Origin of the sequence: Brevibacterium sp. FAM 27836 (genome assembly GCF_051351055.1) — a bacterium.
Taxonomy (GTDB): domain Bacteria; phylum Actinomycetota; class Actinomycetes; order Actinomycetales; family Brevibacteriaceae; genus Brevibacterium.
Genome location: NZ_CP195711.1, coordinates 1,115,087 through 1,141,862 on the forward strand (window position 1 = coordinate 1,115,087; position 26,776 = coordinate 1,141,862).

General features: G+C 59.9%; 12 protein-coding genes, 6 rRNA genes and 1 pseudogene. 6 read left to right on the top strand and 13 right to left on the bottom strand.

What is annotated here, in order from left to right:
• The first annotated feature begins 6 nt into the window (after positions 1-6).
• The 3 genes from ACSE4D_RS05215 to purQ all read left to right on the top strand — a co-directional run bounded on the left by ACSE4D_RS05215 (position 7) and on the right by purQ (position 2,522).
• Positions 7-1,389: an NAD(P)/FAD-dependent oxidoreductase gene (locus ACSE4D_RS05215; protein ID WP_135537467.1), complete on the top strand. Its 1,383-nt coding sequence runs from the start codon at positions 7-9 to the stop codon at positions 1,387-1,389.
• Between the two features lie 138 nt (positions 1,390-1,527).
• A complete protein-coding gene (gene purS / locus ACSE4D_RS05220; RefSeq protein WP_135537468.1) occupies positions 1,528-1,785 on the top strand; it encodes a phosphoribosylformylglycinamidine synthase subunit PurS in 258 nt (85 codons plus the stop codon).
• A complete protein-coding gene (purQ, locus tag ACSE4D_RS05225) occupies positions 1,782-2,522 on the top strand; it encodes a phosphoribosylformylglycinamidine synthase subunit PurQ (protein ID WP_135537469.1) in 741 nt (246 codons plus the stop codon). The genes purS and purQ overlap by 4 nt, the downstream gene beginning before the upstream one ends.
• Positions 2,523-2,697: 175 nt before the next feature.
• Here the strand turns inward: purQ and ACSE4D_RS05230 are convergent, their stop codons facing one another.
• From ACSE4D_RS05230 to ACSE4D_RS05240, 3 genes are all read right to left on the bottom strand, one after another.
• The gene (locus tag ACSE4D_RS05230) at positions 2,698-4,413 is read right to left on the bottom strand and encodes a hypothetical protein (protein WP_135537470.1); all 1,716 of its coding nucleotides are present in this window, start codon (positions 4,411-4,413) and stop codon (positions 2,698-2,700) included.
• 322 nt (positions 4,414-4,735) lie between these two features.
• Positions 4,736-6,736, bottom strand: a complete 2,001-nt coding sequence (locus ACSE4D_RS05235; RefSeq protein ID WP_240689550.1) for an ABC transporter ATP-binding protein — start codon at positions 6,734-6,736, stop codon at positions 4,736-4,738.
• A gap of 52 nt (positions 6,737-6,788) precedes the next feature.
• Positions 6,789-8,522 carry an ABC transporter ATP-binding protein gene (locus ACSE4D_RS05240; RefSeq protein ID WP_135537472.1) on the bottom strand — a complete coding sequence of 578 codons (1,734 nt, stop codon included), beginning with the start codon at positions 8,520-8,522 and terminating at the stop codon, positions 6,789-6,791.
• A 230-nt stretch (positions 8,523-8,752) separates the two neighbouring features.
• On the opposite strand from ACSE4D_RS05240, the gene ACSE4D_RS05245 reads away from it, so the two are divergent.
• Entirely contained in the window at positions 8,753-9,913 is a 1,161-nt protein-coding gene (locus tag ACSE4D_RS05245) for a DUF6882 domain-containing protein (protein WP_135537473.1), read from the top strand.
• Positions 9,914-10,000: 87 nt separating this feature from the next.
• Here ACSE4D_RS05245 and ACSE4D_RS05250 read toward each other — a convergent pair whose 3' ends face one another.
• The gene (locus tag ACSE4D_RS05250; RefSeq protein WP_240689545.1) at positions 10,001-11,116 is read right to left on the bottom strand and encodes a DoxX family protein; all 1,116 of its coding nucleotides are present in this window, start codon (positions 11,114-11,116) and stop codon (positions 10,001-10,003) included.
• A gap of 302 nt (positions 11,117-11,418) precedes the next feature.
• On the opposite strand from ACSE4D_RS05250, the gene ACSE4D_RS05255 reads away from it, so the two are divergent.
• Together ACSE4D_RS05255 and ACSE4D_RS05260 are read left to right on the top strand one after the other, a co-directional pair.
• A protein-coding gene (locus tag ACSE4D_RS05255; RefSeq protein ID WP_425120641.1) for an IS3 family transposase occupies positions 11,419-12,653 on the top strand; the annotation gives its coding sequence in 2 pieces (ribosomal slippage) (positions 11,419-11,704 and positions 11,704-12,653; 1,236 coding nt in all).
• Between the two features lie 28 nt (positions 12,654-12,681).
• Positions 12,682-13,269 carry a GNAT family N-acetyltransferase gene (locus ACSE4D_RS05260; RefSeq protein ID WP_240690181.1) on the top strand — a complete coding sequence of 196 codons (588 nt, stop codon included), beginning with the start codon at positions 12,682-12,684 and terminating at the stop codon, positions 13,267-13,269.
• Positions 13,270-13,409: 140 nt separating this feature from the next.
• On the opposite strand, the gene rrf (ACSE4D_RS05265) is transcribed toward ACSE4D_RS05260, so the two are convergent.
• The 9 genes and pseudogenes from rrf (ACSE4D_RS05265) to ACSE4D_RS05305 form a co-directional block, all read right to left on the bottom strand.
• A 5S ribosomal RNA gene (gene rrf, locus ACSE4D_RS05265) occupies positions 13,410-13,528 on the bottom strand.
• A 194-nt stretch (positions 13,529-13,722) separates the two neighbouring features.
• Positions 13,723-16,843 (bottom strand): 23S ribosomal RNA (locus ACSE4D_RS05270).
• 424 nt (positions 16,844-17,267) lie between these two features.
• A 16S ribosomal RNA gene (locus ACSE4D_RS05275) occupies positions 17,268-18,793 on the bottom strand.
• Together the 16S, 23S and 5S rRNA genes form the textbook arrangement of a ribosomal RNA operon.
• Positions 18,794-19,342: 549 nt before the next feature.
• On the bottom strand, positions 19,343-20,317 hold the full coding sequence (locus ACSE4D_RS05280; RefSeq protein WP_425120630.1) for a type II toxin-antitoxin system HipA family toxin: 975 nt from the start codon (positions 20,315-20,317) through the stop codon (positions 19,343-19,345).
• An 18-nt stretch (positions 20,318-20,335) separates the two neighbouring features.
• Positions 20,336-20,584 (bottom strand): annotated as a pseudogene (locus ACSE4D_RS05285) (HipA N-terminal domain-containing protein); the annotation flags it as partial.
• Positions 20,581-20,874, bottom strand: a complete 294-nt coding sequence (locus tag ACSE4D_RS05290; RefSeq protein ID WP_135542797.1) for a helix-turn-helix domain-containing protein — start codon at positions 20,872-20,874, stop codon at positions 20,581-20,583. The pseudogene ACSE4D_RS05285 and the gene ACSE4D_RS05290, both read right to left, overlap by 4 nt.
• A gap of 361 nt (positions 20,875-21,235) precedes the next feature.
• Positions 21,236-21,354: ribosomal RNA gene (gene rrf / locus ACSE4D_RS05295) — 5S ribosomal RNA — on the bottom strand.
• Between the two features lie 187 nt (positions 21,355-21,541).
• Positions 21,542-24,662, bottom strand: a 23S ribosomal RNA gene (locus ACSE4D_RS05300).
• 424 nt (positions 24,663-25,086) lie between these two features.
• Positions 25,087-26,612, bottom strand: a 16S ribosomal RNA gene (locus ACSE4D_RS05305).
• Positions 26,613-26,776: the final 164 nt, after the last annotated feature.

Here is a 26,776-nt window from a genome sequence, read left to right on the forward strand (position 1 = left end):
AGTGACATGGACGTCAACGCCGCATTGGCCGACGCCTCAACCGTTCCGTTCTGGCTCGATACCGACCAGCGACCCGAGCCTCTGCCTCCTCTGGGCGAGGACATCGAAGCGGACCTCGTCATCGTCGGAGGCGGGTTCACCGGACTTTGGACCGCACTTCAGGCGAAGGAACGCGATCCCGAGCGGCACGTGGTCCTTCTCGAAGCGAACTCCATCGGGTGGGCCGCCTCCGGTCGCAACGGCGGATTCTGCGCTGCGAGCCTGACCCACGGCTATGACAACGGCGCGAATCATCTGCCCGATGAGAACGATCGCCTCGCTCAGCTGGGGCGAGAGAACCTCGACGAGATCGAGGCCGCCGTGGCCAGGTATTCGATGGACTGCGAATTCGAACGCACCGGAGAGCTCGACGTCGCGACCGAGGACTACCAGGTCGCCGACCTCCGGGAAGCCCATGATCCGGACGCGGGATTCATCTTCTACGACCAGCAGGAGCTTGCCCAGATGGTCAAGTCCCCGACCTACAAGGGTGCGCTGTGGGATTCCCGTGAAGTCGCGATGCTCAACCCGGCCAAGCTGTGCTGGGAGCTGCTGCGGGTCATCCGCGAACTCGGCGTCGAGGTCTATGAGGGCACGAAGGTCACCGCGGTCAGCGATGAGAAGTCCACCGTGCGGCTGACCACTCCGGAGGCGACCATCGCCGCCCGAAACGTGGCCTTGGCGACGAACGTCTTCCCGTCCCTGCTCAAACGGGTCAGCCTGCACACAGTTCCCGTCTACGACTACGCGCTCATGACCGAACCGCTGTCGGACGAGCAGCTGGCGGCGATCGGCTGGGACGGGCGGCAGGGAATCGGCGACTGCGCCAACCGCTTCCACTACTACCGGCTCAGCGCCGACAATCGGATCCTCTTCGGCGGCTGGGACGCCGTCTACCACTATGGGCGGCAGATCTCGTGGAAGTACGATCAGCGGCCCGAGACCTTCGAGACTCTGGCCGAGCACTTCTTCGAGACCTTCCCGCAGCTGGAGGGGCTGAAGTTCACGCACAAATGGGGCGGGGCGATCGACACCTGCTCACGCTTCTTCTCCTTCTTCACCACCGCCTACGGCAATAAGGTGGCGATGGCGGCCGGTTTCACCGGCCTCGGCGTCGGTGCCTCGCGGTTCGCCGGCACGGTCATGCTCGACCTGCTCAGCGGTGAGAGGACCGAACTGACCGAGCTCGAGATGGTCCGCAAGCTGCCGCTGCCGTTCCCTCCCGAGCCGATCGCCTGGCTGGGGATCACGATGACGACGAACGCGATGATCAAGGCCGACGAGAACGAAGGCCGACGCGGTCCGCTGCTCAAGGTCCTGGACGCCGTGGGCATGGGCTTCGACTCCTGAGCTCACCGGCGGTCTCGCTGCCGGACGGCCCGGCGGTCCTTCGACCGGACCGCGGGGCGGAGCACCGGCCATGCTTGATAGACTTTGGGCGAGCGCGGGAGGAACTCCCGAACACTTTCACAAAGGAGCAGAACACGCATGGCACGTGTCGTCGTTGAGGTGATGCCCAAACCCGAGATCCTTGACCCCCAGGGCAAGGCGATCTCCGGCGGACTGAATCGCCTCGGCTTCACCGGGTTCGGTGAGGTTCGTCAGGGCAAGAGGTTCGAACTCGAAGTCGAAGGCGAGGCCACCGAGGAAGTGCTCGCCCAGGCCCGTGAAGCCGCGGAGAAGCTCCTGTCGAACCCCGTCATCGAAAACGTCGTCGCAGTGCGCGTGGCCGAGGATGCCTCGTGACCGCTGTGGCCGATGATCCCACCCTCGCCGAGGCGGCGGCCGAGTCCGGAGCCTCCATCGGTGTCGTCACGTTCCCCGGAACGCTCGATGACCGCGACGCGGCCCGTGCCGTGCGTCTTGCGGGTGCGAACCCGGTGAACCTGTGGCATGCGGATTCGTCGCTGTCCGGTGTCGACGCCGTCATCCTGCCCGGCGGGTTCTCCTATGGTGACTACCTGCGCTGTGGCGCAATCGCCGGCTTCGCCCCGATCATGGAGTCCGTCGTGGCTGCTGCGAACGCGGGCATGCCCGTGCTCGGCATCTGCAACGGCTTCCAGATCCTCTGCGAATCCCACCTGCTGCCCGGTGCGCTCATCCGCAACGACCACCAGCATTTCATCTGCCGCGATCAGAACCTCGTGGTGGAGAACGCGAACACTGCATGGACGAGCGACTATGACCAGGGTCAGACGATCCGCATTCCGCTGAAGAACGGTGAGGGCGGATTCGTCGCCACCGACGAGGTGCTCGACGAGCTCGAGGCCACCGGCCGTGTGGTCTTCCGCTACCAGGGCTTCAACCCGAACGGTTCTCTGCGTGACATCGCGGGGATCACGAATGAAGCGGGCAATGTCGTCGGCCTCATGCCGCACCCCGAGCACGCCGTCGAAGCCGGGTTCGGTCCCGAAGACGGCAGTGGAACCGACGGTCAGGGATTCTTCTCCTCGGCCGTGCGGACGCTCATCAGCAAGGGCTGAATCTCTCACGAGGCTGGGCGCCTCACCGGGCTCTCTCGGGTATCCTCCCGGGCTCAGATCGGCCCCGGTTCCTCGACTCTGTGTCGAGGGACCGGGGCCGATCGCCTGTCTGCCGGGACCGGGGCGCGCCGTCGGACCGGGTATCGTCACCGACCCGACGGGTCACCGGTCACTGTCAGTTCAGGCTTCTGCGCCGGGCCAAGGCGATCGCCGCTCCCCCGCCGAGGATGAGCAGGCTGCCTGCCACCAGTCCGGTGAGTTCTGCACCGGTGCGCGGCATCGATGCTCCGCCGCCGGCATTGTCGGAATCTCCGCTCCCGCCCCCACCGGTCTCCGAACCGGTGACGACGAATTGCCCGTCCCGGGACGTATCGACACAGGTGGCGCGCACATTGTAGGTTCCGACGTAGTGCGCAGGATCGTCGCCGAGACCGTAGACCTGAATTCCGGCGGTGCCCTCTTCATCGGCCGCCGCCGTCTGCTCATAGAGCTTGTCCTCCATGCCTGCCGAATACACCTCGAACTGCACATCAGTGTCGGGAGCACACTCGGTGACCGTCAGTTCTACGCCTTTGTCCCGATCGATGAAGTCGGTTCCGGAGATCCGTTCAGGAGTGATCGAGAGCTTCGGGTCGATGGCGCTGCCGTCATCGGTGACGGTGAACGTCGTCTCGGCGCTCTTATCACCGCAGGTGGCCATGACGAGGAATTCGGTCGCCCATCCGCCACCTCCTTCTTCGGGAGTGAACCGGACGGATCCGGCGGCGTCCTCACCTGCCTTCTGCGTCTCCGACCAGATCTCGGTGTCGGGATCGTGCTTGGTGCTCACGCGGAAGGTGACATCGGAGTCGACGTGGCAGTTGACCAACGTGATGGTGACACCGCTGTCGAGGAAGTCGCGCAGCGACTGAGTCTTCGGAGTCACGGTGAGGTCCGCGTCGGCAGCATCGTCTGCTGTGACGGAGAACGTCGTCTCCTCGGTCGTGTCACCGCAGCTCGCGCTCACCGCGTAGTCGCCGACCAGCTCGTCTCCTCCGGCGTCCGGAATGAAGGTGGTGAAGCCGGCGGCGTCTTCCCCCGCCGCGAACTGAGTGTCTTCCCAGATGGGAGTGTCCTCTCCCTCGCGGGTGACCGTGAAGGTCACTTCTTCGTCCATGACACAGTTGCTCAGGGTGATGCCGACACCGTTCTTCTGGAAGGTGTCGAGGCCCTGAGTCTTCGGATCGACGCTGAGATCGCCATCGGAATCGTCATCGGCTGCGGTGATGGTCACGCTGCCGGTGAAGGTCTTCGACTCCTGCCCGTCCCTGTCGACCGTCACGGTGACGCTGAGGACATCGCCGACCTTCACTTCGGAGTTGCCGCGCAGCGATCCGTTGAACGTTCCATCGCTGTCGACGGTGATCGGACCGTCTTCGCCGGGCGAGGCGGTGACTCTGTCTCCGGCGGTGAGTCCGGTGATCGTATAGGGGATGGCCTCAGCCGCTTCGTCGACGGGCATCGTCTTCTGGTCGAGGGAGAAGGACGCGTCGATCGGAGTCGAATCCTCGCCTCCGCCGTCGGCACCGTCGTCGGGGTCGGCGGAGTCCTCGCCGTCGTTCGGGTCAGCTGAGTCCTCGCCCTCACCTGCATCGCTTCCGTGATCTCCCTCATCGGGATCGGTGGATTCACCGCCGCCACCGGGGTCCGTGGCGTCCTCACCATCGCCGGGATCCTCCGGTGCCGGATTCTCAGTCTCGGGAGCATCCGCAGCACCGTCTCCGGCATCACCTGCGGCATGGAGATCTGCCGATTGCGGGACCGTGTCGCTGTCTGCCTGTGCGGCCGCCGGGCTCCATCCGCCGAGGGAGAGAGCCAGGGCGAATGTCGCCGCCATTGCCAACCGTTTCATGATGGTCCTTCCAGAATGCTGACCGGCTGCCGTCGTCAGCTGTGGTACGGACCATACGCAGGTGGAGGAGAGCAGAGAACTTTAGGTCATTGTGGTCATGACAGAAGTGATAGAGCGGTATTGCCGAATATTTACCACTTCGCAACCCTGGCCCGAGCCGACCGTTTCGGTGCCCGGCGTGCGTCCGACAGACCTCGCTCTCTGACCTGCACGATCATCGCGAAACCGACCTCGTACTCGCCTGCATCGGACTTCGGAAGATTGTCTCGAATACATCGCTTTCGCCATTCCGGGCCCGAAAAACGTTATCCGGGTCAACCCATCACGTGTTCGTCGGCGACTCCGTATCCGCGATGTCAACGGCATCAGCATCGGTTTCGGCGAGCACCTCGGTGGTGAAATGCTCTTCAGCGTCCTCACCGCGGAACTGCGACATATAGAGGCGGTGGTAGGCGCCGCCGGCCGCGAGCAGCTCGTCGTGACTGCCGTGCTCGACGATCGCACCGTCTTCCATCACGAGGATGGTGTGGGCGTCGCGAATCGTCGAGAGCCTGTGCGCGATGACGAAGGAAGTCCGATCGGTTCGCAGGGCCGCCATCGCCTGCTGCACAAGCACCTCGGTACGGGTGTCGACAGAAGAGGTCGCCTCGTCGAGGATGAGCAGCGAAGGGTCGGCCAGGAAGGCTCGGGCGATGGTGATGAGCTGTCGCTCACCGGCGGAGACGCTGCCTCCGTCGGCGTCGATGACCGTGTCGTAGCCGTCGGGAAGCTGCCGGACGAATCGGTCGACCATCGTCGCCTGCGCCGCAGCGATGACTTCCTCATCGGTGGCGTCGAGACGACCGTAACGGATGTTCTCCGCGATCGTTCCTTCGAACAGCCACGCATCCTGGAGCACCATGCCCACATGCGACCGCAGATCGGCACGACTGAGCTCCCGGACATCGATGCCGTCGAGGATGATCCTGCCGCCGGTGATCTCGTAGAAGCGCATCACGAGGTTGACCAGGGTGGTCTTGCCGGCACCGGTCGGTCCCACGATCGCGACCGTGTGGCCGGGGTCCGCGGTGAAGGACACTTTCTCGATGAGCGGAGTCTGCGGGTCGTAGCGGAAGCTGACCTCGGAGAACGTGACCTTGCCTGGGGTCCGCGGAGGAAGCGTCTGTTCCACCTCATCGGGGTCCTCTTCATCGGCGTCGAGCAGTTCGAAGGTCCGCTCGGCCGACGCCACACCGGACTGGAGCATGTTCGCGACACCGGCCATCTCGGAGATGGGCTGCGAGAACTCACGAGAGTACTGGATGAAAGCGGTCGCATCACCGAGCGTCATCTGGCCTGTGGCGACCTTGAGGCCGCCGGCGACGGCGATGAGCACATAGCTGAGGTAGGACACGAACTGCATCGACGGCATGATCATGCCGGAGACGAACTGGGCTCCGGCCGACGCCGCATACAGCGATTCGTTGCGACGGTCGAACTCTTCGAGCATGACCTCGTCACGACCGAAGGCCCGAACGATGTCGAGTCCGGAGAAGGACTCTTCGACGTGCCCGTTGACCTCGCCGGTGTGCTTCCACTGCGCTTTGAACAGCTTCTGCGACCGGGTGCCGATGATCCCGGCGATGATCGCCGACAGAGGCAGGGCGATGAGCGCCAGCAGCGCGAGCTGCCAGGACACGATGAACATCATCACGCCGATGCCGATGATCGTCAGAGCCGATTGCACCAGTTGGGAGAACGCCTGCTGCAGCGCCTGTTGGATGTTGTCGACGTCGTTCGTCACTCGCGACATCACGTCTCCGCGCTGCCGAGTGTCGAAGTACCGCAGCGGCAGACGGTTGATCTTGCGTTCGATGTCCTCACGCAGTCGGTAGACCACGCGCATGACCAAAGCGTTGAGGATGTAGCCCTGCGCCCACATGAGCATCGAGGCCACGAGATACATGAGCAGGACGATGATGATGATCTGCCCGAGCGCTGTGAAGTCGATGCCTTCTCCGGGCACCACATCTGCGGTGGCGAGCATATCGGCGAAGTCGTCGCGGCCTTCGGCGCGGGCTCCGGAGATGATGTCATCGATGTTCGCGCCCGCCGGCAGCTGCGCGCCGATGATGCCGGAGTAGACGACGTCCATCGCTTTGCCGAGCACCTTGGGGGCGATGACGGTGAGGACGACGGAGCCGACGACGAGCGCGACGACGTTGATCAGCCCCATCTTCTCGCTGGCCATGAGCCCGAAGAGGCGTTTGACCGAGGGCCAGAAGTGCTTGGCCTTGCGCGGTGGGGTGCCTCCGCTCATTTCGAGTTCTTCGCCGCTGGGCATGTATTCATCGTCCGTGGACACGGCGTTTTCGGTCGAGGTGTCGTTCGTCATGTCAGTTCACCTCTTCCGCTGTCAGCTGGGATTCGACGATGGCGCGGTAGGTCGGGTTGGACTCTGCGAGTTCTTCGTGAGTGCCGCGTCCGACGATCTTGCCGGCTTCGAGGACGATGATCTGGTCGGCTTCGCGGATGGTGGACACGCGCTGGGCCACCACGATGACAGTGGCCTCTTCCGTCGATTCGGACAGTGCCGCCCGCAGTCGGGAGTCAGTGGCGACGTCGAGGGCGGAGAACGAGTCGTCGAAGACGTAGATCTGCGGTTTCACGGTCAGCGCCCGCGCGATGCACAGTCGCTGCCTTTGTCCGCCCGAGTAGTTCGTGCCGCCCTGTGCGACTCCCTGTTCGAGCTGGTCTTCCTTCTCGGACACGAAGTCGTCGGCTTGGGCGACGCGCAGGGCTTCCCACAGCTCCTCGTCGGTGGCGTCTTCGTTGCCGAAGCGCAGATTCGTCGCGATCGTGCCGGAGAACAGGTAGGGCTTCTGCGGGACGAGGCCGATCAGCCGCGCCAGCTGATGACGGTTGAAAGCGGACACGGGGATCCCGTCGATGAGGATCTCTCCGATCTGCGGGTCGATGAGCCGGGGGATGAGGTTGACGATCGTCGACTTTCCGGCTCCGGTGGAACCGATGATCGCCGTCGTGGTGCCGGGCTCCGCCGTGAAGTTCAGACCTTCGAGAACGGGCACCTCGGCGCCGGGGTAGCCGAAGGTGACATTGCGGAACTCGAGCTCGCCTCGGCGCGGGAGTTCGTCGACTCCTTCCGGAATGGTCATGGTGGTGCGGGCATCGAGGATCTCGGCGATGCGTTCGGCGCAGACGACGGCGCGAGGAATCATCATCATCATGAACACGCCCATCATCACGGCCACGAGGATCTGCAGCAGGTACTGCAGGAAAGCGGTCAGCGAACCGACTTCCATCTGACCGGCGTCGACACGGTGTCCGCCGAACCACAGCACTGCGGCGGTGGCGAGGTGGAGGATCATCATGATCGCGGGGAACATGAGCACGAAGAGGTTGCCGACCTTGACCGAGGTCTCGGTCAGGGCCCGGTTGGCGTCGGCGTAGCGGTCGGTCTCGAAGGGTTCGCGCACGAATGCACGGATGACGCGGATGCCGGTGATCTGCTCGCGCAGGACGCCGTTGATGTCGTCAACCTGGTCCTGCATGCGGCGGAACAGCGGCATGAGGAGGTAGACGAGGATCGCGACGACGACGAAGAGGACAGGCACGGCGACCCAGACGAGCCAGGACAGACCGACGTCCTCACGCAGCGCCATGATGATTCCGCCGATGCACATGATCGGGGTGGAGACCATGAAGTTCAAGGTCATGAGCACGAGCATCTGGACCTGCTGGACATCGTTGGTGTTGCGGGTGATGAGGGTCGCGGAGCCGAACTTCCCGACCTCGAGCATCGACAGCTCGTCGACCTGGCGGTAGATGGCGCGGCGGAGGTCCCGCCCGACGCCCATGCCGGTGCGCGCGCCGAAGTAGATCGCGGCGATCGCGGTGACGACTTGGACGAAGCAGACGAGCAGCATCGTCATGCCCGTCGACCAGATGAAGTCGGTGTCGCCCTTGGCCACGCCTTCATCGATGATCCGGGCGTTGAGGCTCGGCAGGTACAGCGCGGCGATGGTCGCCGCCAATTGGAGGATGACGACCAGAATGATGAACAGCCAATAGTCTTTGGCATATTTCAGGGACAGGCGGAGTAGGGCCACGTTGAACGTCCTGATTGAAGAGTGACTGACGAATGAGTCGTGAGAGATGCGAAGCGCAACAGACTATCTTACATACCTTCCCCTTTCAGCGGTAGACGGACAGGATCTCCTCTCGGTCCTGCCCCTTCCTCCAGTGCTCGTTTCTGCCTTCAGCACACCATGCGGCACTGACACGAGCGAATCACCGCGTGCCTCCTCGCTTCTCGGGCGCTCCGGCTTAGGCTGGAAATATGAGCTCAACTCTGCAGGATCTGGTCAATCGCGCCGTCTTCTACTCCACCGAGGTGCAGACGCATTTCGGTGGTCTCATCGCCGACGCCGAATGGGAAGTCGATTTCGGCGCCGACCCGCACCTGACGTTCAGCTCCTCCGAGGGTGTCGTGCTGCGTGCACGACCGCATCTGCTCGGGTCCGAATCGGGCCGGGACAAGACCTGGCTCTGGGGATGGGAGAACGTCAACGACTTCCCCGACGCCGTCGTCGGACTCTCTCACGACGTCCGCAAGTTCGGTGCCGCCGAGGAGGTCGCCGAGCTCACGACCGCAGAACTCGATCTTGATGAGGAGCTTGCGCTGCGGCTGACCCTGGCGGCGAAGGAGGCCACCGGCAGATGGACTCACTATCCGGCCGCTGCCGGTGCCGGCACGACCGTGTGGCTTCTCGTCGAAGCCGACGAGATCGTCTTGCCCGAGCCGCAGGTGAAGGTGTCCGTGCGCGCGCTCATGCAGGGTCTGACGCAGACGACGGTGAGCGATCATCGCGCAGCCATCGACGCGTACGTGGCCAAGCGCGGGATCCCCGTCCGTGAGCTGCCCGAGGGCGGTTTGCGGATGCTCTTCGCCGACGGTTCCGCTGACCTGTCCTTCGATTCCGAACGCCGTATCTCCAATTGCGATATGAATACCCCGCTGGAGGGCGAGGCCGCCGAACAGTTTGCTGCGGCCGGGCACACTTCCGCCGAAGCGGCCGCGAGCCCGACAACAGCGACCGCCGGTGGGGAAAGCGGTGGGACGGTTGCCGCGCAGCCTTCCCCAGCCGAACCGTCGACGTCGTCCGCCGAGGCGGCCCCCACCACCGCTGCGCCCGCCGACACCGGTGCTGGTTCCGCCGGAGCCGGACGCACCGAGCACCCAGGCGCCGGCCCCGGGTCGGCCGAACCGGTCCGCAACGAGCCTGCGGCCGCCTCGGCGGGGGCGGACTCCCCGATCGAGTCTTCCGTCGGCGAAGGCTCCGCGGCCGATGACTCGACCGGTTCCTGGACCGATGAGAAGCCGACAGATGTCTCCTCGCCGGAGACTCCTGCCGAGGATGCGGCAGAGGTCGAACAGCCTGCGGCGAAGGAAGACAAGCCGAAGAAGAAGGGACTGTTCTCCAAGCTCTTCGGACGCTGACTCGAGGGCGAGGGCCCGTGACGTTGCACGGGTCCTTGCGCGGAATGTGGGGCCTCCATCATGTGACTGGGCCTCAGCGATTGAGCGTCAGCGATTCACTGGTGCCTCGGGAGCCCAGCGAAAACCGCGGTCGAAGAGGAAGCGTCGTTCCTCATCGCTCTCGATTGTCAGCTCCGAGCCGTCGATGCGCAGTGAGAACGAATCGTCACCCTTCTTCTCGTAGTCGAACTCGAGGGTGCCGGACGAGTCGCGGATGAGCGTCTGAGCGCCTTTCCGGATGGGAAAGAGCTCGGCTGTGATCGAGGTGCCGTCGACGGTGTACAGGCCGTCCTGGAAGTCGCCGTCAGCGTAGCGGATGCTCAGTCGATTGCCGTTGCCGGAGTTGATCTGTCCGAAAGCGATCTGTGTGATGTCGTCTGTTGTGTGCTCGGTGCCGTCGATCTTCACCGGAGTACCGCCGGCTGCTGCCGTGTAGACGCCCGAGACCTCTTCGGAACCGGTCAGACGCCCCCAGCCGAAGCTCGCCCCGGAGGCGAGGCCGCCGCCGACGACGAGGAGCACGGCGAGGATCGGTGAGGCCCAGCGGGTGATGCGCACGAAGACTCTGTTGCGCCAGATCAGGCCGCTGACAGCCGGCCCGGTGTTCCGGCCGAGCAGGAACCTCACGACGCGGGGGACGTTGGGGACGAGGAGGATGATGCCGGCCACCGCCATTGCTCCCGACAGCTGTTTGACGGGGACGTCGAACGTCAGGTTGAGCAGGAACACGATGCTCATGTCGAGCACCGCGATGAGGGCACCGAGCCAGGCTGTACGACGGAAGAGCAGCAGGATGACGGCGATGAGTTCGGCGAGCCCGGCAAGGAGCTGCACGGTCGGGGAGAATGCCATGAATCGCCACAGCAGCCCCATCGGGCTCATCTCTCCGTACTGAACGAGTGCGTCGGCGTAGTCCGCGTATCCCATCTGAACGTGGAAGACCTTCGTCCAGGCGTAGGGCATGAGCGAGACGGCCAAGCCCATGCGCAGCAGCCAGTGGAGTGCCCAGAGCACTGCGGTCCACCGTGGACGCTCGCCGCCGGGCGCGGCTGGCTCTGAGGCGTGCTGAGCAGCGGTTCCGGTGGCGTCTGAACTGTCAGGGACGTCAGCGGCGTCCGAGGTAACCTGAGCATCCGATGGTCCGTGTGTATCAGGAGTCGTCATGGAGTCCACGTTACCGACAGCATTGCATGCTGGTATTGGGGTTTTCCAGAAAGCACGATCATGAACGCGGACCGAGTCCTGGACGGGAGTCTTCCGCGGCACCGACATCGGTCAGCAGATATCCCGGCGCCGTCACGACTCGTTCGGGGAATGCGAGGTTAGGATCGACGCATGGATCTCGCAGACATCTGGCCACCGTTCGGGCTGACGATTCGCACGGGTGATCTTGAGATGACTCCTGTGCGAGTGGGGTGTCATGATTTGAGTAGACAGCAGAACCCGATGAAAGGAAACTGCTGCACATGACTACCAACCAATCCCCGCGGCGGCCCCGCAGAGAGTTCACCTCGGAGTTCAAGGCCGACGCCGTCGCGATGGTCACCGACCTCGGGAAGTCCCGAGCCGAAGTCGCCCGCGACCTCGACATCAACGAGTCGACGCTGGGCCGGTGGGTCGCGAAGGCCACTGGCACTGAAGGAACCGGCTCCGGATCAGCTCGACGCGCTCCCGACGCCAACAGTGATGACCCGGCCGAGATGGCCAAGGAAATCGCTCGTTTGAAGCAGGAGAACGCGTTCTTGAAAAAAGCCGCGGCCTTCTTCGCGAAGGAACAGCCGTGAGCGCGAAGTACGAGCTGATCCACACCGAAGAAGGCGCCTTCCCCGTCACCTTGATGACCCAGATTCTGGGAATTGAGCGCACCGGCTACTATGCGTGGAAGAACCGGCAGGACACCGAACCGGACCCTGAGTCCAGGCGTGGTCGCCGCCAGATCGTCGCCGACCGGGTCTACGCCCTGTGGTTGGCGTCGAACAAGGTCTACGGCATTCGCCGGATCCACAAGGATCTCGCAGCCGAAGGGATCACCGTTTCGCTGGGGTTGGTCGCTGCGATCATGCGCGAGCTCGGGATCGCGGGTGTCCAACCCCGGGCAACGAAGCGAACCACGATCCCTGCCGCCGATGCCCAGGACAGGGCGGATCTGGTGCGGCGGGAGTTCAACCCGCCGGTACCCACGACGCATCTGGTCAGCGACATCACTTATCTGAAGACGGGTGAGGGGTGGTTGTTCCTGGCCACGGTCATCGATCTCACGACCCGGATGGTGGTGGGGTGGGCGACGGCGAAGCATATGCGCACGAGTCTGATCATCGATGCTCTTAAGGTCGCCTACCAGGGCGGATACGTTGCCGAGGGCGCAATAGCGCATTCGGATCGAGGCAGCCAGTACACCTCTGCGGAGTATGCGGAAGTCGCACGATTGATGCAGGTTCGCTTGTCAGTGGGCAGGACTGGGGTGTGTTGGGACAACGCGGTCGCGGAGGCGTTTTTCGCTTCGTTGAAGAATGAGATGTTCCATCGTCAGCGATTCGCTACTCGCGCAAGGGCACGGCTGGCGGTCGCGGAGTATATCGAGGTGTTCTACAACCGGAAGAGGCGTCACTCGGCGTTGGGCTATGAGATCCCTGCCCGGGCGATGGAGTCGTTCTTCGATCGCACCGAGACGGAATCATCGGCAGCCGACCGGGCTGCTTGAGGAAATAGTGTTCTCCTGTCGAAACAACTTGACACAGTCCAGAGAGACCGACTATCCGGAACTGGCTGAGACCGCCGGTGCAGGGGTCAGGCCGGATGGTGTGTTCGCGTTCCTCGTCGATTGGGACACGGGTTCCGCTGAGCAGGTAGCCCGTTCGCTGGCACAGTATCACTGGAGGACTCGGGGAGAGTTCAGCACGGAGGGTTGGACGATCGAGTTCGCCGTCCGGGCACAGGGACGGATCATCGGTGTCCAAGGCGTGAGCAGCACCAGTTTCCCGCGTACCCGGTCTGTCTCCACGGGTTCGTGGTTGGCCCGCTCCGAACACGGAAAGGGCTACGGCACCCGTATGCGAGCGGCGCTGGTGACTGCATTCGCCGATCACTTCGGAGCAGAGACGTTCCACACGGGCTATTTCATCGGCAACGACGCCAGCCGCCGGGTTTCGGAGAAAGTCGGCTACCGGCCCAATGGTGAGCACACCATCATCGCTCAGGACGGCAACGCTCACCTGGAATACCGCGCCGTGCTCAGTGCAGACAAGATCGTCCGTCCTCCGGATCCTGTCGAGGTCACCGGCGCCGAGGCGGTCCGTCGGTTCCTCGGAATCGACTGAACACCACCACGCCACACTGCCCACAAACCACCAAGAAACACGGTTGTGGTCAGCAGCAACACGACCCATGAATACGAGGAAGGCCCCGCCCAACCCCCACACAAACAGGAATCAGACGAGGCCACCCCCACCAAAAAATATTGCGGCAGTCACTTACTCTCCCACAACCACCAAGTTGCAGTACCATCAGCGCGCATGGGCTTAGCTACCGGGATCGGAACGGTTAACCGGGCGTTTCCCCACCACTATCACCACCGCAAAACCAACAGACCACCACCACACCCAACCCACAAACAGGTCAGGCGGTAATGGTCCAAGAACCGCACAGCGAACGCGAACACCAACAACAGTCACATAACATGCACCCCACAACAGGGTGACTTCTCAAGCCAACACCACGTGCAACCCAAAAAGACTCTCACGCACACACCAACCCCCACAAAAAGGGGAAATATTGATGAGTGATCGGTGTATTAGTACCAGTCAACTCCACACCTCACAGTGCTTCCATACCCGGCCTATCAACCCCATCATCTATAGGACACCTCTCCCACACAAAATGTATGGATGGAAATCTCATCTCGGAGCAGGCTTCCCGCTTAGATGCTTTCAGCGGTTATCCATCCCGAACGTAGCCAACCAGCCATGCTCCTGGCGGAACAACTGGCACACCAGAGGTTCGTCCGTCCCGGTCCTCTCGTACTAAGGACAGACCTCCACAAATTTCCTACGCACGCAGCGGATAGGGACCGAACTGTCTCACGACGTTCTAAACCCAGCTCGCGTACCGCTTTAATGGGCGAACAGCCCAACCCTTGGGACCGACTCCAGCCCCAGGATGCGACGAGCCGACATCGAGGTGCCAAACCATGCCGTCGATATGGACTCTTGGGCAAGATCAGCCTGTTATCCCCGAGGTACCTTTTATCCGTTGAGCGACCACGCTTCCACAAGCCATGGCCGGGTCACTAGTCCCAGCTTTCGCTCCTGCTCGACACGTCCGTCTCACAGTCAAGCTCCCTTGTGCACTTACACTCGACACCTGATTGCCAACCAGGCTGAGGGAACCTTTGGGCGCCTCCGTTACTCTTTAGGAGGCAACCGCCCCAGTTAAACTACCCATCAGGCACTGTCCCTGAACCCGATCAGGGTCCGAAGTTAAGGAATCCACTATGGTCAGAGTGGTATTTCACCGATCGACTCCACCTGATCTAGCGACCAAGCCTCATAGTCTCCCACCTATCCTACACAAACCACACCGAACACCAATACCAAACTATAGTGAAGGTCTCGGGGTCTTTCCGTCCTGCTGCGCGTAACGAGCATCTTTACTCGTAATGCAATTTCGCCGAGTTCGTGGTTGAGACAGCAGAGAAGTCGTTACGCCATTCGTGCAGGTCGGAACTTACCCGACAAGGAATTTCGCTACCTTAGGATGGTTATAGTTACCACCGCCGTTTACTGGGGCTTAAATTCTCCGCTTCACAGTAACCTGTTAACGAGTCCTCTTAACCTTCCAGCACCGGGCAGGCGTCAGTCCGTATACATCGACTTACATCTTCGCACGGACCTGTGTTTTTAATAAACAGTCGCTTCTCTCTGGCCTCTGCGACCACCACCAGCACATCCCGCAGTAAGTGCGGTTCACCAGGATGGTCCCCCTTCTCCCGAAGTTACGGGGGCATTTTGCCGAGTTCCTTAACCACGATTCTCTCGATCACCTTAGTATTCTCTACTCGACCACCTGTGTCGGTTATAGGGTACGGGCAACACACACCCTCACGTCGATGCTTTTCTCGGCAGCAGAGGATCACCAGATCACCCCACCACAGTGGGGCGCCCATCAGCTCTCACACACAAAGCGGGGACGGATTTACCTACCCCCGCGTGCTACAACCTTAGACCGTGACTACCATCGCACGGCCTGGCTACCTTTCTGCGTCACACCACACGCTTACCGACTCCACACTCAGGTCCCACATACCTCGCCAAACCCTCCTACCGAAGTACGAGAGGGCGAGGGACATGGTTAGTTTCATGTGTTTTGGTACTGTCGGTTGTGTGTCGGTACCAGAATATCAACTGGTTGTCCATCGACTACGCCTGTCGGCCTCGCCTTAGGTCCCGACTTACCCAGGGCGGATTAGCCTAGCCCTGGAACCCTTGGTCATCCGGTGGACGGGTTTCTCACCCGTCTTTCGCTACTCATGCCTGCATTCTCACTCGAACCGCTTCCACCACTCGTTCACACGGCAGCTTCACCAGCGACTCGACGCTCCCCTACCCAACACCACACCATTACGGATACACGTGGTGCTGCCACAACTTCGGCGGTGTACTTAGCCCCGCTACATTATCGGCGCTCAATCACTTGACCAGTGAGCTATTACGCACTCTTTCAAGGGTGGCTGCTTCTAAGCCAACCTCCTGGTTGTCTTCGCAACTGAACATCCTTTCCCACTGAGCACACGCTTAGGGGCCTTAGTTGATGGTCTGGGCTGTTTCCCTCTCGACAATGAAGCTTATCCCCCACTGTCTCACTGCCACGCTGAACCTTGACTGGCATTCGGAGTTTAGTTGACGTCAGTAACCCGGTGGGGCCCATCAGCCATCCAGTAGCTCTACCTCCAGCAAGAACCACGCAACGCTGCACCTAAATGCATTTCGGGGAGAACCAGCTATCACAGAGTTTGATTGGCCTTTCACCCCTAACCACAGGTCATCCCCTCCATTTTCAACTGAAGTGGGTGCGGGCCTCCACGCGCTCTTACACACGCTTCACCCTGCCCATGGCTAGATCACTCCGCTTCGGGTCTAGGACACGCGACTGACAACGCCCTGTTCGGACTCGCTTTCGCTACGGCTACCCCACACGGGTTAACCTCGCCACGCACCGCTAACTCGCAGGCTCATTCTTCAAAAGGCACGCCATCACAGTCATCTAGATACTGCTCTGACGGATTGTAAGCACATGGTTTCAGGTACTCTTTCACTCCCCTCCCGGGGTACTTTTCACCATTCCCTCACGGTACTTATCCGCTATCGGTCATCAGGAAGTATTTAGCCTTACCAGGTGGTCCTGGCAGATTCACACGAAATTCCACGAGTTCCGTGCTACTCGGGCACACGCACACTACGCCGGCGTCACTGTTTCGTCTACGGGACTCTCACCCACTCCGGTCCTGTTTCCCACCAGGTTCGACTACACCAACACCAACACAGACTGGCCATGCTGGACCAGACCGTACATACCCCACAACACCGTGCACGCAACACCAGCACGCTTGACACGCACACGGTTTAGGCTCATCCAGTTTCGCTCGCCACTACTCCCGGAATCATTGTTATTTTCTCTTCCTGCGGGTACTGAGATGTTTCACTTCCCCGCGTTCCCCCCACGTACCCTATATATTCAGGCACGGGTCACTACCCTCACAGGCAGCGGGGTTTCCCCATTCGGAGATCCTCGGATCAACGCCCGTTTATCGGCTCCCCGAGGCTTATCGCAGATTTCCACGTCCTTCATCGGCTCCTGATGCCAAGGCATCCACCATGCGCTCTTACACACTCACCACACCCCAAAAGGGTTGGCGGCGTGTACGCGAAATATTGTCTTTCAATCACACAAGATGATGACAAGAAAAATCACATTACATAACACCACAACCCCAAAAGGGCTGCAGCATTGATGCTCGCGTCCACTATACGATTCTCAAACCACTACCAAACACCACCCACAAACCAGACCACTGCTGTGGCTGCCCGTGAAGCGGGTCGGTCCTGTTGGTTGAAACCACACCCAACGACTGTTGGGGTTTGTGATTCCAGGACCCAATAACGTGTTCGTCCTAGCCCATCCTCATACCCATACATCGACGAGGCACTCACCCCGACAACGCTGAGTGGACGAGCGGAAGTTGTGATGTTCCACCCATGAGCAACCCACCCAGGAACACGAACGGTTCCTGACGGTGGGGATCTGAATGTGTGCTCCTTAGAAAGGAGGTGATCCAGCCGCACCTTCCGGTACGGCTACCTTGTTACGACTTAGTCCCAATTGCCAGTCCCACCTTAGACGGCCCCCTCCCCTAAGGGTTGGGCCACCGGCTTCGGGTGTTACCGACTTTCGTGACTTGACGGGCGGTGTGTACAAGGCCCGGGAACGTATTCACCGCAGCGTTGCTGATCTGCGATTACTAGCGACTCCGACTTCACGTAGTCGAATTGCAGACTACGATCCGAACTGAGACTGGCTTTAAGGGATTCGCTCACCCTCACAGGTTCGCCTCTCTCTGTACCAGCCATTGTAGCATGCGTGAAGCCCAAGACATAAAGGGCATGATGATTTGACGTCATCCCCACCTTCCTCCGAGTTGACCCCGGCAGTCTCCTATGAGTTCCCACCATCACGTGCTGGCAACATAGAACGAGGGTTGCGCTCGTTGCGGGACTTAACCCAACATCTCACGACACGAGCTGACGACAACCATGCACCACCTGTACACCAGCTCCAAAGAGAAGAACTGTTTCCAGAACGGTCCAGTGTATGTCAAGCCTTGGTAAGGTTCTTCGCGTTGCATCGAATTAATCCGCATGCTCCGCCGCTTGTGCGGGCCCCCGTCAATTCCTTTGAGTTTTAGCCTTGCGACCGTACTCCCCAGGCGGGGCACTTAATGCGTTAGCTACGGCGCGGAGAACGTGGAATGTCCCCCACACCTAGTGCCCAACGTTTACGGCATGGACTACCAGGGTATCTAATCCTGTTCGCTCCCCATGCTTTCGCTCCTCAGTGTCAGTTACAGCCCAGAGTCCCGCCTTCGCCACCGGTGTTCCTCCTGATATCTGCGCATTTCACCGCTACACCAGGAATTCCAGACTCCCCTACTGCACTCTAGTCAGCCCGTACCCACTGCCCGCGCAACGTTAAGCGTTGCGTTTCCACAGCAGACGTGACCAACCACCTACGAGCTCTTTACGCCCAATAATTCCGGACAACGCTCGTACCCTACGTATTACCGCGGCTGCTGGCACGTAGTTAGCCGGTACTTCTTCTGCAGGTACCGTCACTTTCGCTTCTTCCCTGCTGAAAGCGGTTTACAACCCGAAGGCCGTCATCCCGCACGCTGCGTCGCTGCATCAGGGTTTCCCCCATTGTGCAATATTCCCCACTGCTGCCTCCCGTAGGAGTCTGGGCCGTGTCTCAGTCCCAGTGTGGCCGGTCGCCCTCTCAGGCCGGCTACCCGTCGTCGCCTTGGTAGGCCATTACCCCACCAACAAGCTGATAGGCCGCGAGCCCATCCCCGATCGAAAAACTTTCCACCATCCCACATGCGTGGAACGGTCATATCCGGTATTAGACCCAGTTTCCCAGGCTTATCCCGAAATCAGGGGCAGGTTACTCACGTGTTACTCACCCGTTCGCCACTCATCCACCAGGTGCAAGCACCCGGCTTCAGCGTTCGACTTGCATGTGTTAAGCACGCAGCCAGCGTTCGTCCTGAGCCAGGATCAAACTCTCCATAAAAAAATTATGTTGCGTATGAATCCCAGCAAGACAGCCAAACCAGTCACGGGGTGACCAGCCGGCTTCAAAAAATACGATCAAACACCCCAACCGCCACCCCAGTGAACGATTCAACAAAGAACCACCCACCTCAAGGAGGCGAACCAGACTGTTCGACCGTGTGATTGTCTCACCAGAAAAATAATGTTTCTGGCATCACAACTTGTTCAAACAAACACGCTATTGGATTCTCAAACCACAAACACTCACCCATCACCACAACCCAACAAAAAGGGGCGTGTTCACTGGGGGCATCAGTTTCATTTATCGTCACCCACCCGATCCCCAACCACCGTGACAAACCGTGTTTGTCCTGGTCAGGCCCGGTGGAAACCCTGTCTTTCAGACTGTGTTTCCGGCGGGGCAACGAGATATAACTCTAGACCAGGCAAACCCGTCCACGCAAATCCAAACCCGCCATTCCCCACGTGACACCCACCACACGGACTGCCGGGGAACAGGCGCAGGAAAGTCTAGCGTCGGGGCAGAGAGCGTCGTGCGCCACGGAGGTCAGAAACCCGGCTCTGCTGCTGCCCGCAGGCGATCGCTTTGAGTCTCGATGACAGGACCCACCGCGTCGCGCTCCGAGCGGCGGATTCCTCTGCCGGCCGCCAGAGGGTTCCAATTGGCGACTGCGTCGACGACTTCGTGGATGATGGTCCGCGCGGCCGGTGCGGTCAGGTGACAGAGTGAAGCGAAGTCAAGAAGTGCTCCGGCCTCATCGTCTGCTGAGACCACTCCGTTGATCGCTGTCTGCCGTTCGACTGCCCGTTCAGGTTCGGTGTTGATGTCGAAGGCCGGGCTCAGCTGCCACCCTGCCTCTGACCGAACGAAGCCGTGGTTTCGCAGATGGTCGTCTGTATTGTGCACTGCGACGGAGAAGACCACTCGTCGGTACAGTTCCGCGCAATCGCGCTTCCAACGCCGGCTGTGGTCTTCGATTGCCTCAATGATGTCGAGGTAGTCGGCGGCTTCTCCATCGCGTCGGCCGGTCGCTGTCATTGCGCTGATGTATCCGATGCGTTGTTGGGCGTCCCGGTCGAACCTTTCCAGCAGGAGCACGGATCGACCGTCGATGGTGAGCGTTCTGCACCTTGGGACTTCGATCCCTGCCATTCGCGCGAGCTCGAGTGCCACCCCCTCCCACGCAATGACGTCCCACTCATCGGCAGGGCGCGTGAACTTTGCGATATGCAGCGCTCCCTCGTCGTCGGTCACGGACGCTTTCGGCCGAGCTCCACCCAGTGATCCGGTCCCAGCGTCGAGGAGGCGTTTCACAGCCCCAGCGGAGCCCTCTAGGACGCCATCCGCTGCGTGTTGCAGCTCGGGCAGGGCAAGGAGTTTCGGTACTCGACTGTTGTCGCTGAGAAGGGGACCATCGGGACCGCGACGAAACCGAAGAGAGCCTTGTCGGGTACAGTCGCTGACCCCGAGAAGGTAGTCGACATCTGTGAGTCGGCGGTCGCTGACGGCCTCTTCAGCCACTAATCGCCGGTGCTCCTTGGCAACAAGGTTACGTCCCCACCGGTCCGGGGCGCAGTCAGCGAAAGCGCCAGGCAGACCCGGGACGCTGAAAGGTGCCGTTGACAGAGGGAGTTGAGGATCTATCGAATACGCCCACCTGGCCGATGCATATTCATCGGAGTATTTGAAGGTGGTCGAGATCTGCCCTCGTCCGATGTGGAAATAGGCGGTCCCAACGTGAACAGGTCTGCCGTCATGGGTCATTTCCACACGCACCTGCTCACTCATCGGCGAACTCGCTCCGGAAGCGATTCGGACGAGCGCAGTCTTCCGACATCGGTGCTCAACGGGTCAAAGGAGTCGGCTACGTGATCAAGCTGTCCCAATGCCTGCATGACCGACATGACTGCGCCGAGGGAGACGCCGGCGTCTCCCCGTTCGATCTTCTGCAGAGTTGATCGCGAGATCCCGGCACGCTCAGCGACTTCAGCAGCTTTCAGTGACTGCATGAGTCGCCATCGTCGAATCGATGAACCGACTTCGCCGAGGCGGCGCTCCACCTGTCGGGTGACGGCCATCTTTGCTCCTAACGGCTCAGATAATAGTCACTATAGTCATTACTGACTAGGATACGCATCATTGCGAAAGCCGACAAGAGCTCACGGGGCACATAGGGACTCCGCGCGGCCAGGGACCGGCAATCGCATCCTCTCCCCCGCGAAGCCCTCCACCCCGGAGGTCGAACACGGAGATGATGGGGCCGGCGATCATTGACCCTCATGCGGCGCACCCAACGGGATCGAGGCGGCTGAGTGCCGGACGCGACGGAGTGCTGGGCACGTTTGTGGTCAGCAGCAACACGACCCATGAATACGAGGAAGGCCCCGCCCAACCCCCACACAAACAGGAATCAGACGAGGCCACCCCCACCAAAAAATATTGCGGCAGTCACTTACTCTCCCACAACCACCAAGTTGCAGTACCATCAGCGCGCATGGGCTTAGCTACCGGGATCGGAACGGTTAACCGGGCGTTTCCCCACCACTATCACCACCGCAAAACCAACAGACCACCACCACACCCAACCCACAAACAGGTCAGGCGGTAATGGTCCAAGAACCGCACAGCGAACGCGAACACCAACAACAGTCACATAACATGCACCCCACAACAGGGTGACTTCTCAAGCCAACACCACGTGCAACCCAAAAAGACTCTCACGCACACACCAACCCCAACAAAAGAGTTGATGAGTGATCGGTGTATTAGTACCAGTCAACTCCACACCTCACAGTGCTTCCATACCCGGCCTATCAACCCCATCATCTATAGGACACCTCTCCCACACAAAATGTATGGATGGAAATCTCATCTCGGAGCAGGCTTCCCGCTTAGATGCTTTCAGCGGTTATCCATCCCGAACGTAGCCAACCAGCCATGCTCCTGGCGGAACAACTGGCACACCAGAGGTTCGTCCGTCCCGGTCCTCTCGTACTAAGGACAGACCTCCACAAATTTCCTACGCACGCAGCGGATAGGGACCGAACTGTCTCACGACGTTCTAAACCCAGCTCGCGTACCGCTTTAATGGGCGAACAGCCCAACCCTTGGGACCGACTCCAGCCCCAGGATGCGACGAGCCGACATCGAGGTGCCAAACCATGCCGTCGATATGGACTCTTGGGCAAGATCAGCCTGTTATCCCCGAGGTACCTTTTATCCGTTGAGCGACCACGCTTCCACAAGCCATGGCCGGGTCACTAGTCCCAGCTTTCGCTCCTGCTCGACACGTCCGTCTCACAGTCAAGCTCCCTTGTGCACTTACACTCGACACCTGATTGCCAACCAGGCTGAGGGAACCTTTGGGCGCCTCCGTTACTCTTTAGGAGGCAACCGCCCCAGTTAAACTACCCATCAGGCACTGTCCCTGAACCCGATCAGGGTCCGAAGTTAAGGAATCCACTATGGTCAGAGTGGTATTTCACCGATCGACTCCACCTGATCTAGCGACCAAGCCTCATAGTCTCCCACCTATCCTACACAAACCACACCGAACACCAATACCAAACTATAGTGAAGGTCTCGGGGTCTTTCCGTCCTGCTGCGCGTAACGAGCATCTTTACTCGTAATGCAATTTCGCCGAGTTCGTGGTTGAGACAGCAGAGAAGTCGTTACGCCATTCGTGCAGGTCGGAACTTACCCGACAAGGAATTTCGCTACCTTAGGATGGTTATAGTTACCACCGCCGTTTACTGGGGCTTAAATTCTCCGCTTCACAGTAACCTGTTAACGAGTCCTCTTAACCTTCCAGCACCGGGCAGGCGTCAGTCCGTATACATCGACTTACATCTTCGCACGGACCTGTGTTTTTAATAAACAGTCGCTTCTCTCTGGCCTCTGCGACCACCACCAGCACATCCCGCAGCAAGTGCGGTTCACCAGGATGGTCCCCCTTCTCCCGAAGTTACGGGGGCATTTTGCCGAGTTCCTTAACCACGATTCTCTCGATCACCTTAGTATTCTCTACTCGACCACCTGTGTCGGTTATAGGGTACGGGCAACACACACCCTCACGTCGATGCTTTTCTCGGCAGCAGAGGATCACCAGATCACCCCACCACAGTGGGGCGCCCATCAGCTCTCACACACAAAGCGGGGACGGATTTACCTACCCCCGCGTGCTACAACCTTAGACCGTGACTACCATCGCACGGCCTGGCTACCTTTCTGCGTCACACCACACGCTTACCGACTCCACACTCAGGTCCCACATACCTCGCCAAACCCTCCTACCGAAGTACGAGAGGGCGAGGGACATGGTTAGTTTCATGTGTTTTGGTACTGTCGGTTGTGTGTCGGTACCAGAATATCAACTGGTTGTCCATCGACTACGCCTGTCGGCCTCGCCTTAGGTCCCGACTTACCCAGGGCGGATTAGCCTAGCCCTGGAACCCTTGGTCATCCGGTGGACGGGTTTCTCACCCGTCTTTCGCTACTCATGCCTGCATTCTCACTCGAACCGCTTCCACCACTCGTTCACACGGCAGCTTCACCAGCGACTCGACGCTCCCCTACCCAACACCACACCATTACGGATACACGTGGTGCTGCCACAACTTCGGCGGTGTACTTAGCCCCGCTACATTATCGGCGCTCAATCACTTGACCAGTGAGCTATTACGCACTCTTTCAAGGGTGGCTGCTTCTAAGCCAACCTCCTGGTTGTCTTCGCAACTGAACATCCTTTCCCACTGAGCACACGCTTAGGGGCCTTAGTTGATGGTCTGGGCTGTTTCCCTCTCGACAATGAAGCTTATCCCCCACTGTCTCACTGCCACGCTGAACCTTGACTGGCATTCGGAGTTTAGTTGACGTCAGTAACCCGGTGGGGCCCATCAGCCATCCAGTAGCTCTACCTCCAGCAAGAACCACGCAACGCTGCACCTAAATGCATTTCGGGGAGAACCAGCTATCACAGAGTTTGATTGGCCTTTCACCCCTAACCACAGGTCATCCCCTCCATTTTCAACTGAAGTGGGTGCGGGCCTCCACGCGCTCTTACACACGCTTCACCCTGCCCATGGCTAGATCACTCCGCTTCGGGTCTAGGACACGCGACTGACAACGCCCTGTTCGGACTCGCTTTCGCTACGGCTACCCCACACGGGTTAACCTCGCCACGCACCGCTAACTCGCAGGCTCATTCTTCAAAAGGCACGCCATCACAGTCATCTAGATACTGCTCTGACGGATTGTAAGCACATGGTTTCAGGTACTCTTTCACTCCCCTCCCGGGGTACTTTTCACCATTCCCTCACGGTACTTATCCGCTATCGGTCATCAGGAAGTATTTAGCCTTACCAGGTGGTCCTGGCAGATTCACACGAAATTCCACGAGTTCCGTGCTACTCGGGCACACGCACACTACGCCGGCGTCACTGTTTCGTCTACGGGACTCTCACCCACTCCGGTCCTGTTTCCCACCAGGTTCGACTACACCAACACCAACACAGACTGGCCATGCTGGACCAGACCGTACATACCCCACAACACCGTGCACGCAACACCAGCACGCTTGACACGCACACGGTTTAGGCTCATCCAGTTTCGCTCGCCACTACTCCCGGAATCATTGTTATTTTCTCTTCCTGCGGGTACTGAGATGTTTCACTTCCCCGCGTTCCCCCCACGTACCCTATATATTCAGGCACGGGTCACTACCCTCACAGGCAGCGGGGTTTCCCCATTCGGACATCCTCGGATCAACGCCCGTTTATCGACTCCCCGAGGCTTATCGCAGATTTCCACGTCCTTCATCGGCTCCTGATGCCAAGGCATCCACCATGCGCTCTTACACACTCACCACACCCCAAAAGGGTTGGCGGCGTGTACGCGAAATATTGTCTTTCAATCACACAAGATGATGACAAGAAAAATCACATTACATAACACCACAACCCCAAAAGGGCTGCAGCATTGATGCTCGCGTCCACTATACGATTCTCAAACCACTACCAAACACCACCCACAAACCAGACCACTGCTGTGGCTGCCCGTGAAGCGGGTCGGTCCTGTTGGTTGAAACCACACCCAACGACTGTTGGGGTTTGTGATTCCAGGACCCAATAACGTGTTCGTCCTAGCCCATCCTCATACCCATACATCGACGAGGCACTCACCCCGACAACGCTGAGTGGACGAGCGGAAGTTGTGATGTTCCACCCATGAGCAACCCACCCAGGAACACGAACGGTTCCTGACGGTGGGGATCTGAATGTGTGCTCCTTAGAAAGGAGGTGATCCAGCCGCACCTTCCGGTACGGCTACCTTGTTACGACTTAGTCCCAATTGCCAGTCCCACCTTAGACGGCCCCCTCCCCTAAGGGTTGGGCCACCGGCTTCGGGTGTTACCGACTTTCGTGACTTGACGGGCGGTGTGTACAAGGCCCGGGAACGTATTCACCGCAGCGTTGCTGATCTGCGATTACTAGCGACTCCGACTTCACGTAGTCGAATTGCAGACTACGATCCGAACTGAGACTGGCTTTAAGGGATTCGCTCACCCTCACAGGTTCGCCTCTCTCTGTACCAGCCATTGTAGCATGCGTGAAGCCCAAGACATAAAGGGCATGATGATTTGACGTCATCCCCACCTTCCTCCGAGTTGACCCCGGCAGTCTCCTATGAGTTCCCACCATCACGTGCTGGCAACATAGAACGAGGGTTGCGCTCGTTGCGGGACTTAACCCAACATCTCACGACACGAGCTGACGACAACCATGCACCACCTGTACACCAGCTCCAAAGAGAAGAACTGTTTCCAGAACGGTCCAGTGTATGTCAAGCCTTGGTAAGGTTCTTCGCGTTGCATCGAATTAATCCGCATGCTCCGCCGCTTGTGCGGGCCCCCGTCAATTCCTTTGAGTTTTAGCCTTGCGACCGTACTCCCCAGGCGGGGCACTTAATGCGTTAGCTACGGCGCGGAGAACGTGGAATGTCCCCCACACCTAGTGCCCAACGTTTACGGCATGGACTACCAGGGTATCTAATCCTGTTCGCTCCCCATGCTTTCGCTCCTCAGTGTCAGTTACAGCCCAGAGTCCCGCCTTCGCCACCGGTGTTCCTCCTGATATCTGCGCATTTCACCGCTACACCAGGAATTCCAGACTCCCCTACTGCACTCTAGTCAGCCCGTACCCACTGCCCGCGCAACGTTAAGCGTTGCGTTTCCACAGCAGACGTGACCAACCACCTACGAGCTCTTTACGCCCAATAATTCCGGACAACGCTCGTACCCTACGTATTACCGCGGCTGCTGGCACGTAGTTAGCCGGTACTTCTTCTGCAGGTACCGTCACTTTCGCTTCTTCCCTGCTGAAAGCGGTTTACAACCCGAAGGCCGTCATCCCGCACGCTGCGTCGCTGCATCAGGGTTTCCCCCATTGTGCAATATTCCCCACTGCTGCCTCCCGTAGGAGTCTGGGCCGTGTCTCAGTCCCAGTGTGGCCGGTCGCCCTCTCAGGCCGGCTACCCGTCGTCGCCTTGGTAGGCCATTACCCCACCAACAAGCTGATAGGCCGCGAGCCCATCCCCGATCGAAAAACTTTCCACCATCCCACATGCGTGGAACGGTCATATCCGGTATTAGACCCAGTTTCCCAGGCTTATCCCGAAATCAGGGGCAGGTTACTCACGTGTTACTCACCCGTTCGCCACTCATCCACCAGGTGCAAGCACCCGGCTTCAGCGTTCGACTTGCATGTGTTAAGCACGCAGCCAGCGTTCGTCCTGAGCCAGGATCAAACTCTCCATAAAAAAATTATGTTGCGTATGAATCCCAGCAAGACAGCCAAACCAGTCACGGGGTGACCAGCCGGCTTCAAAAAATACGATCAAACACCCCAACCGCCACCCCAGTGAACGATTCAACAAAGAACCACCCACCTCAAGGAGGCGAACCAGACTGTTCGACCGTGTGA

Bases quoted from the DNA above. Each gene is read 5' to 3' on its own strand.
- ACSE4D_RS05215 (WP_135537467.1), top strand. From the start codon at position 7: ATGGACGTCAACGCCGCATTGGCCGACGCCTCAACCGTTCCGTTCTGG.
- purS (WP_135537468.1), top strand. From the start codon at position 1,528: ATGGCACGTGTCGTCGTTGAGGTGATGCCCAAACCCGAGATCCTTGAC.
- ACSE4D_RS05230 (WP_135537470.1), bottom strand. From the start codon at position 4,413: ATGAAACGGTTGGCAATGGCGGCGACATTCGCCCTGGCTCTCTCCCTC.
- ACSE4D_RS05235 (WP_240689550.1), bottom strand. From the start codon at position 6,736: ATGCCCAGCGGCGAAGAACTCGAAATGAGCGGAGGCACCCCACCGCGC.
- ACSE4D_RS05245 (WP_135537473.1), top strand. From the start codon at position 8,753: ATGAGCTCAACTCTGCAGGATCTGGTCAATCGCGCCGTCTTCTACTCC.
- ACSE4D_RS05250 (WP_240689545.1), bottom strand. From the start codon at position 11,116: ATGACGACTCCTGATACACACGGACCATCGGATGCTCAGGTTACCTCG.
- ACSE4D_RS05290 (WP_135542797.1), bottom strand. From the start codon at position 20,874: ATGGCCGTCACCCGACAGGTGGAGCGCCGCCTCGGCGAAGTCGGTTCA.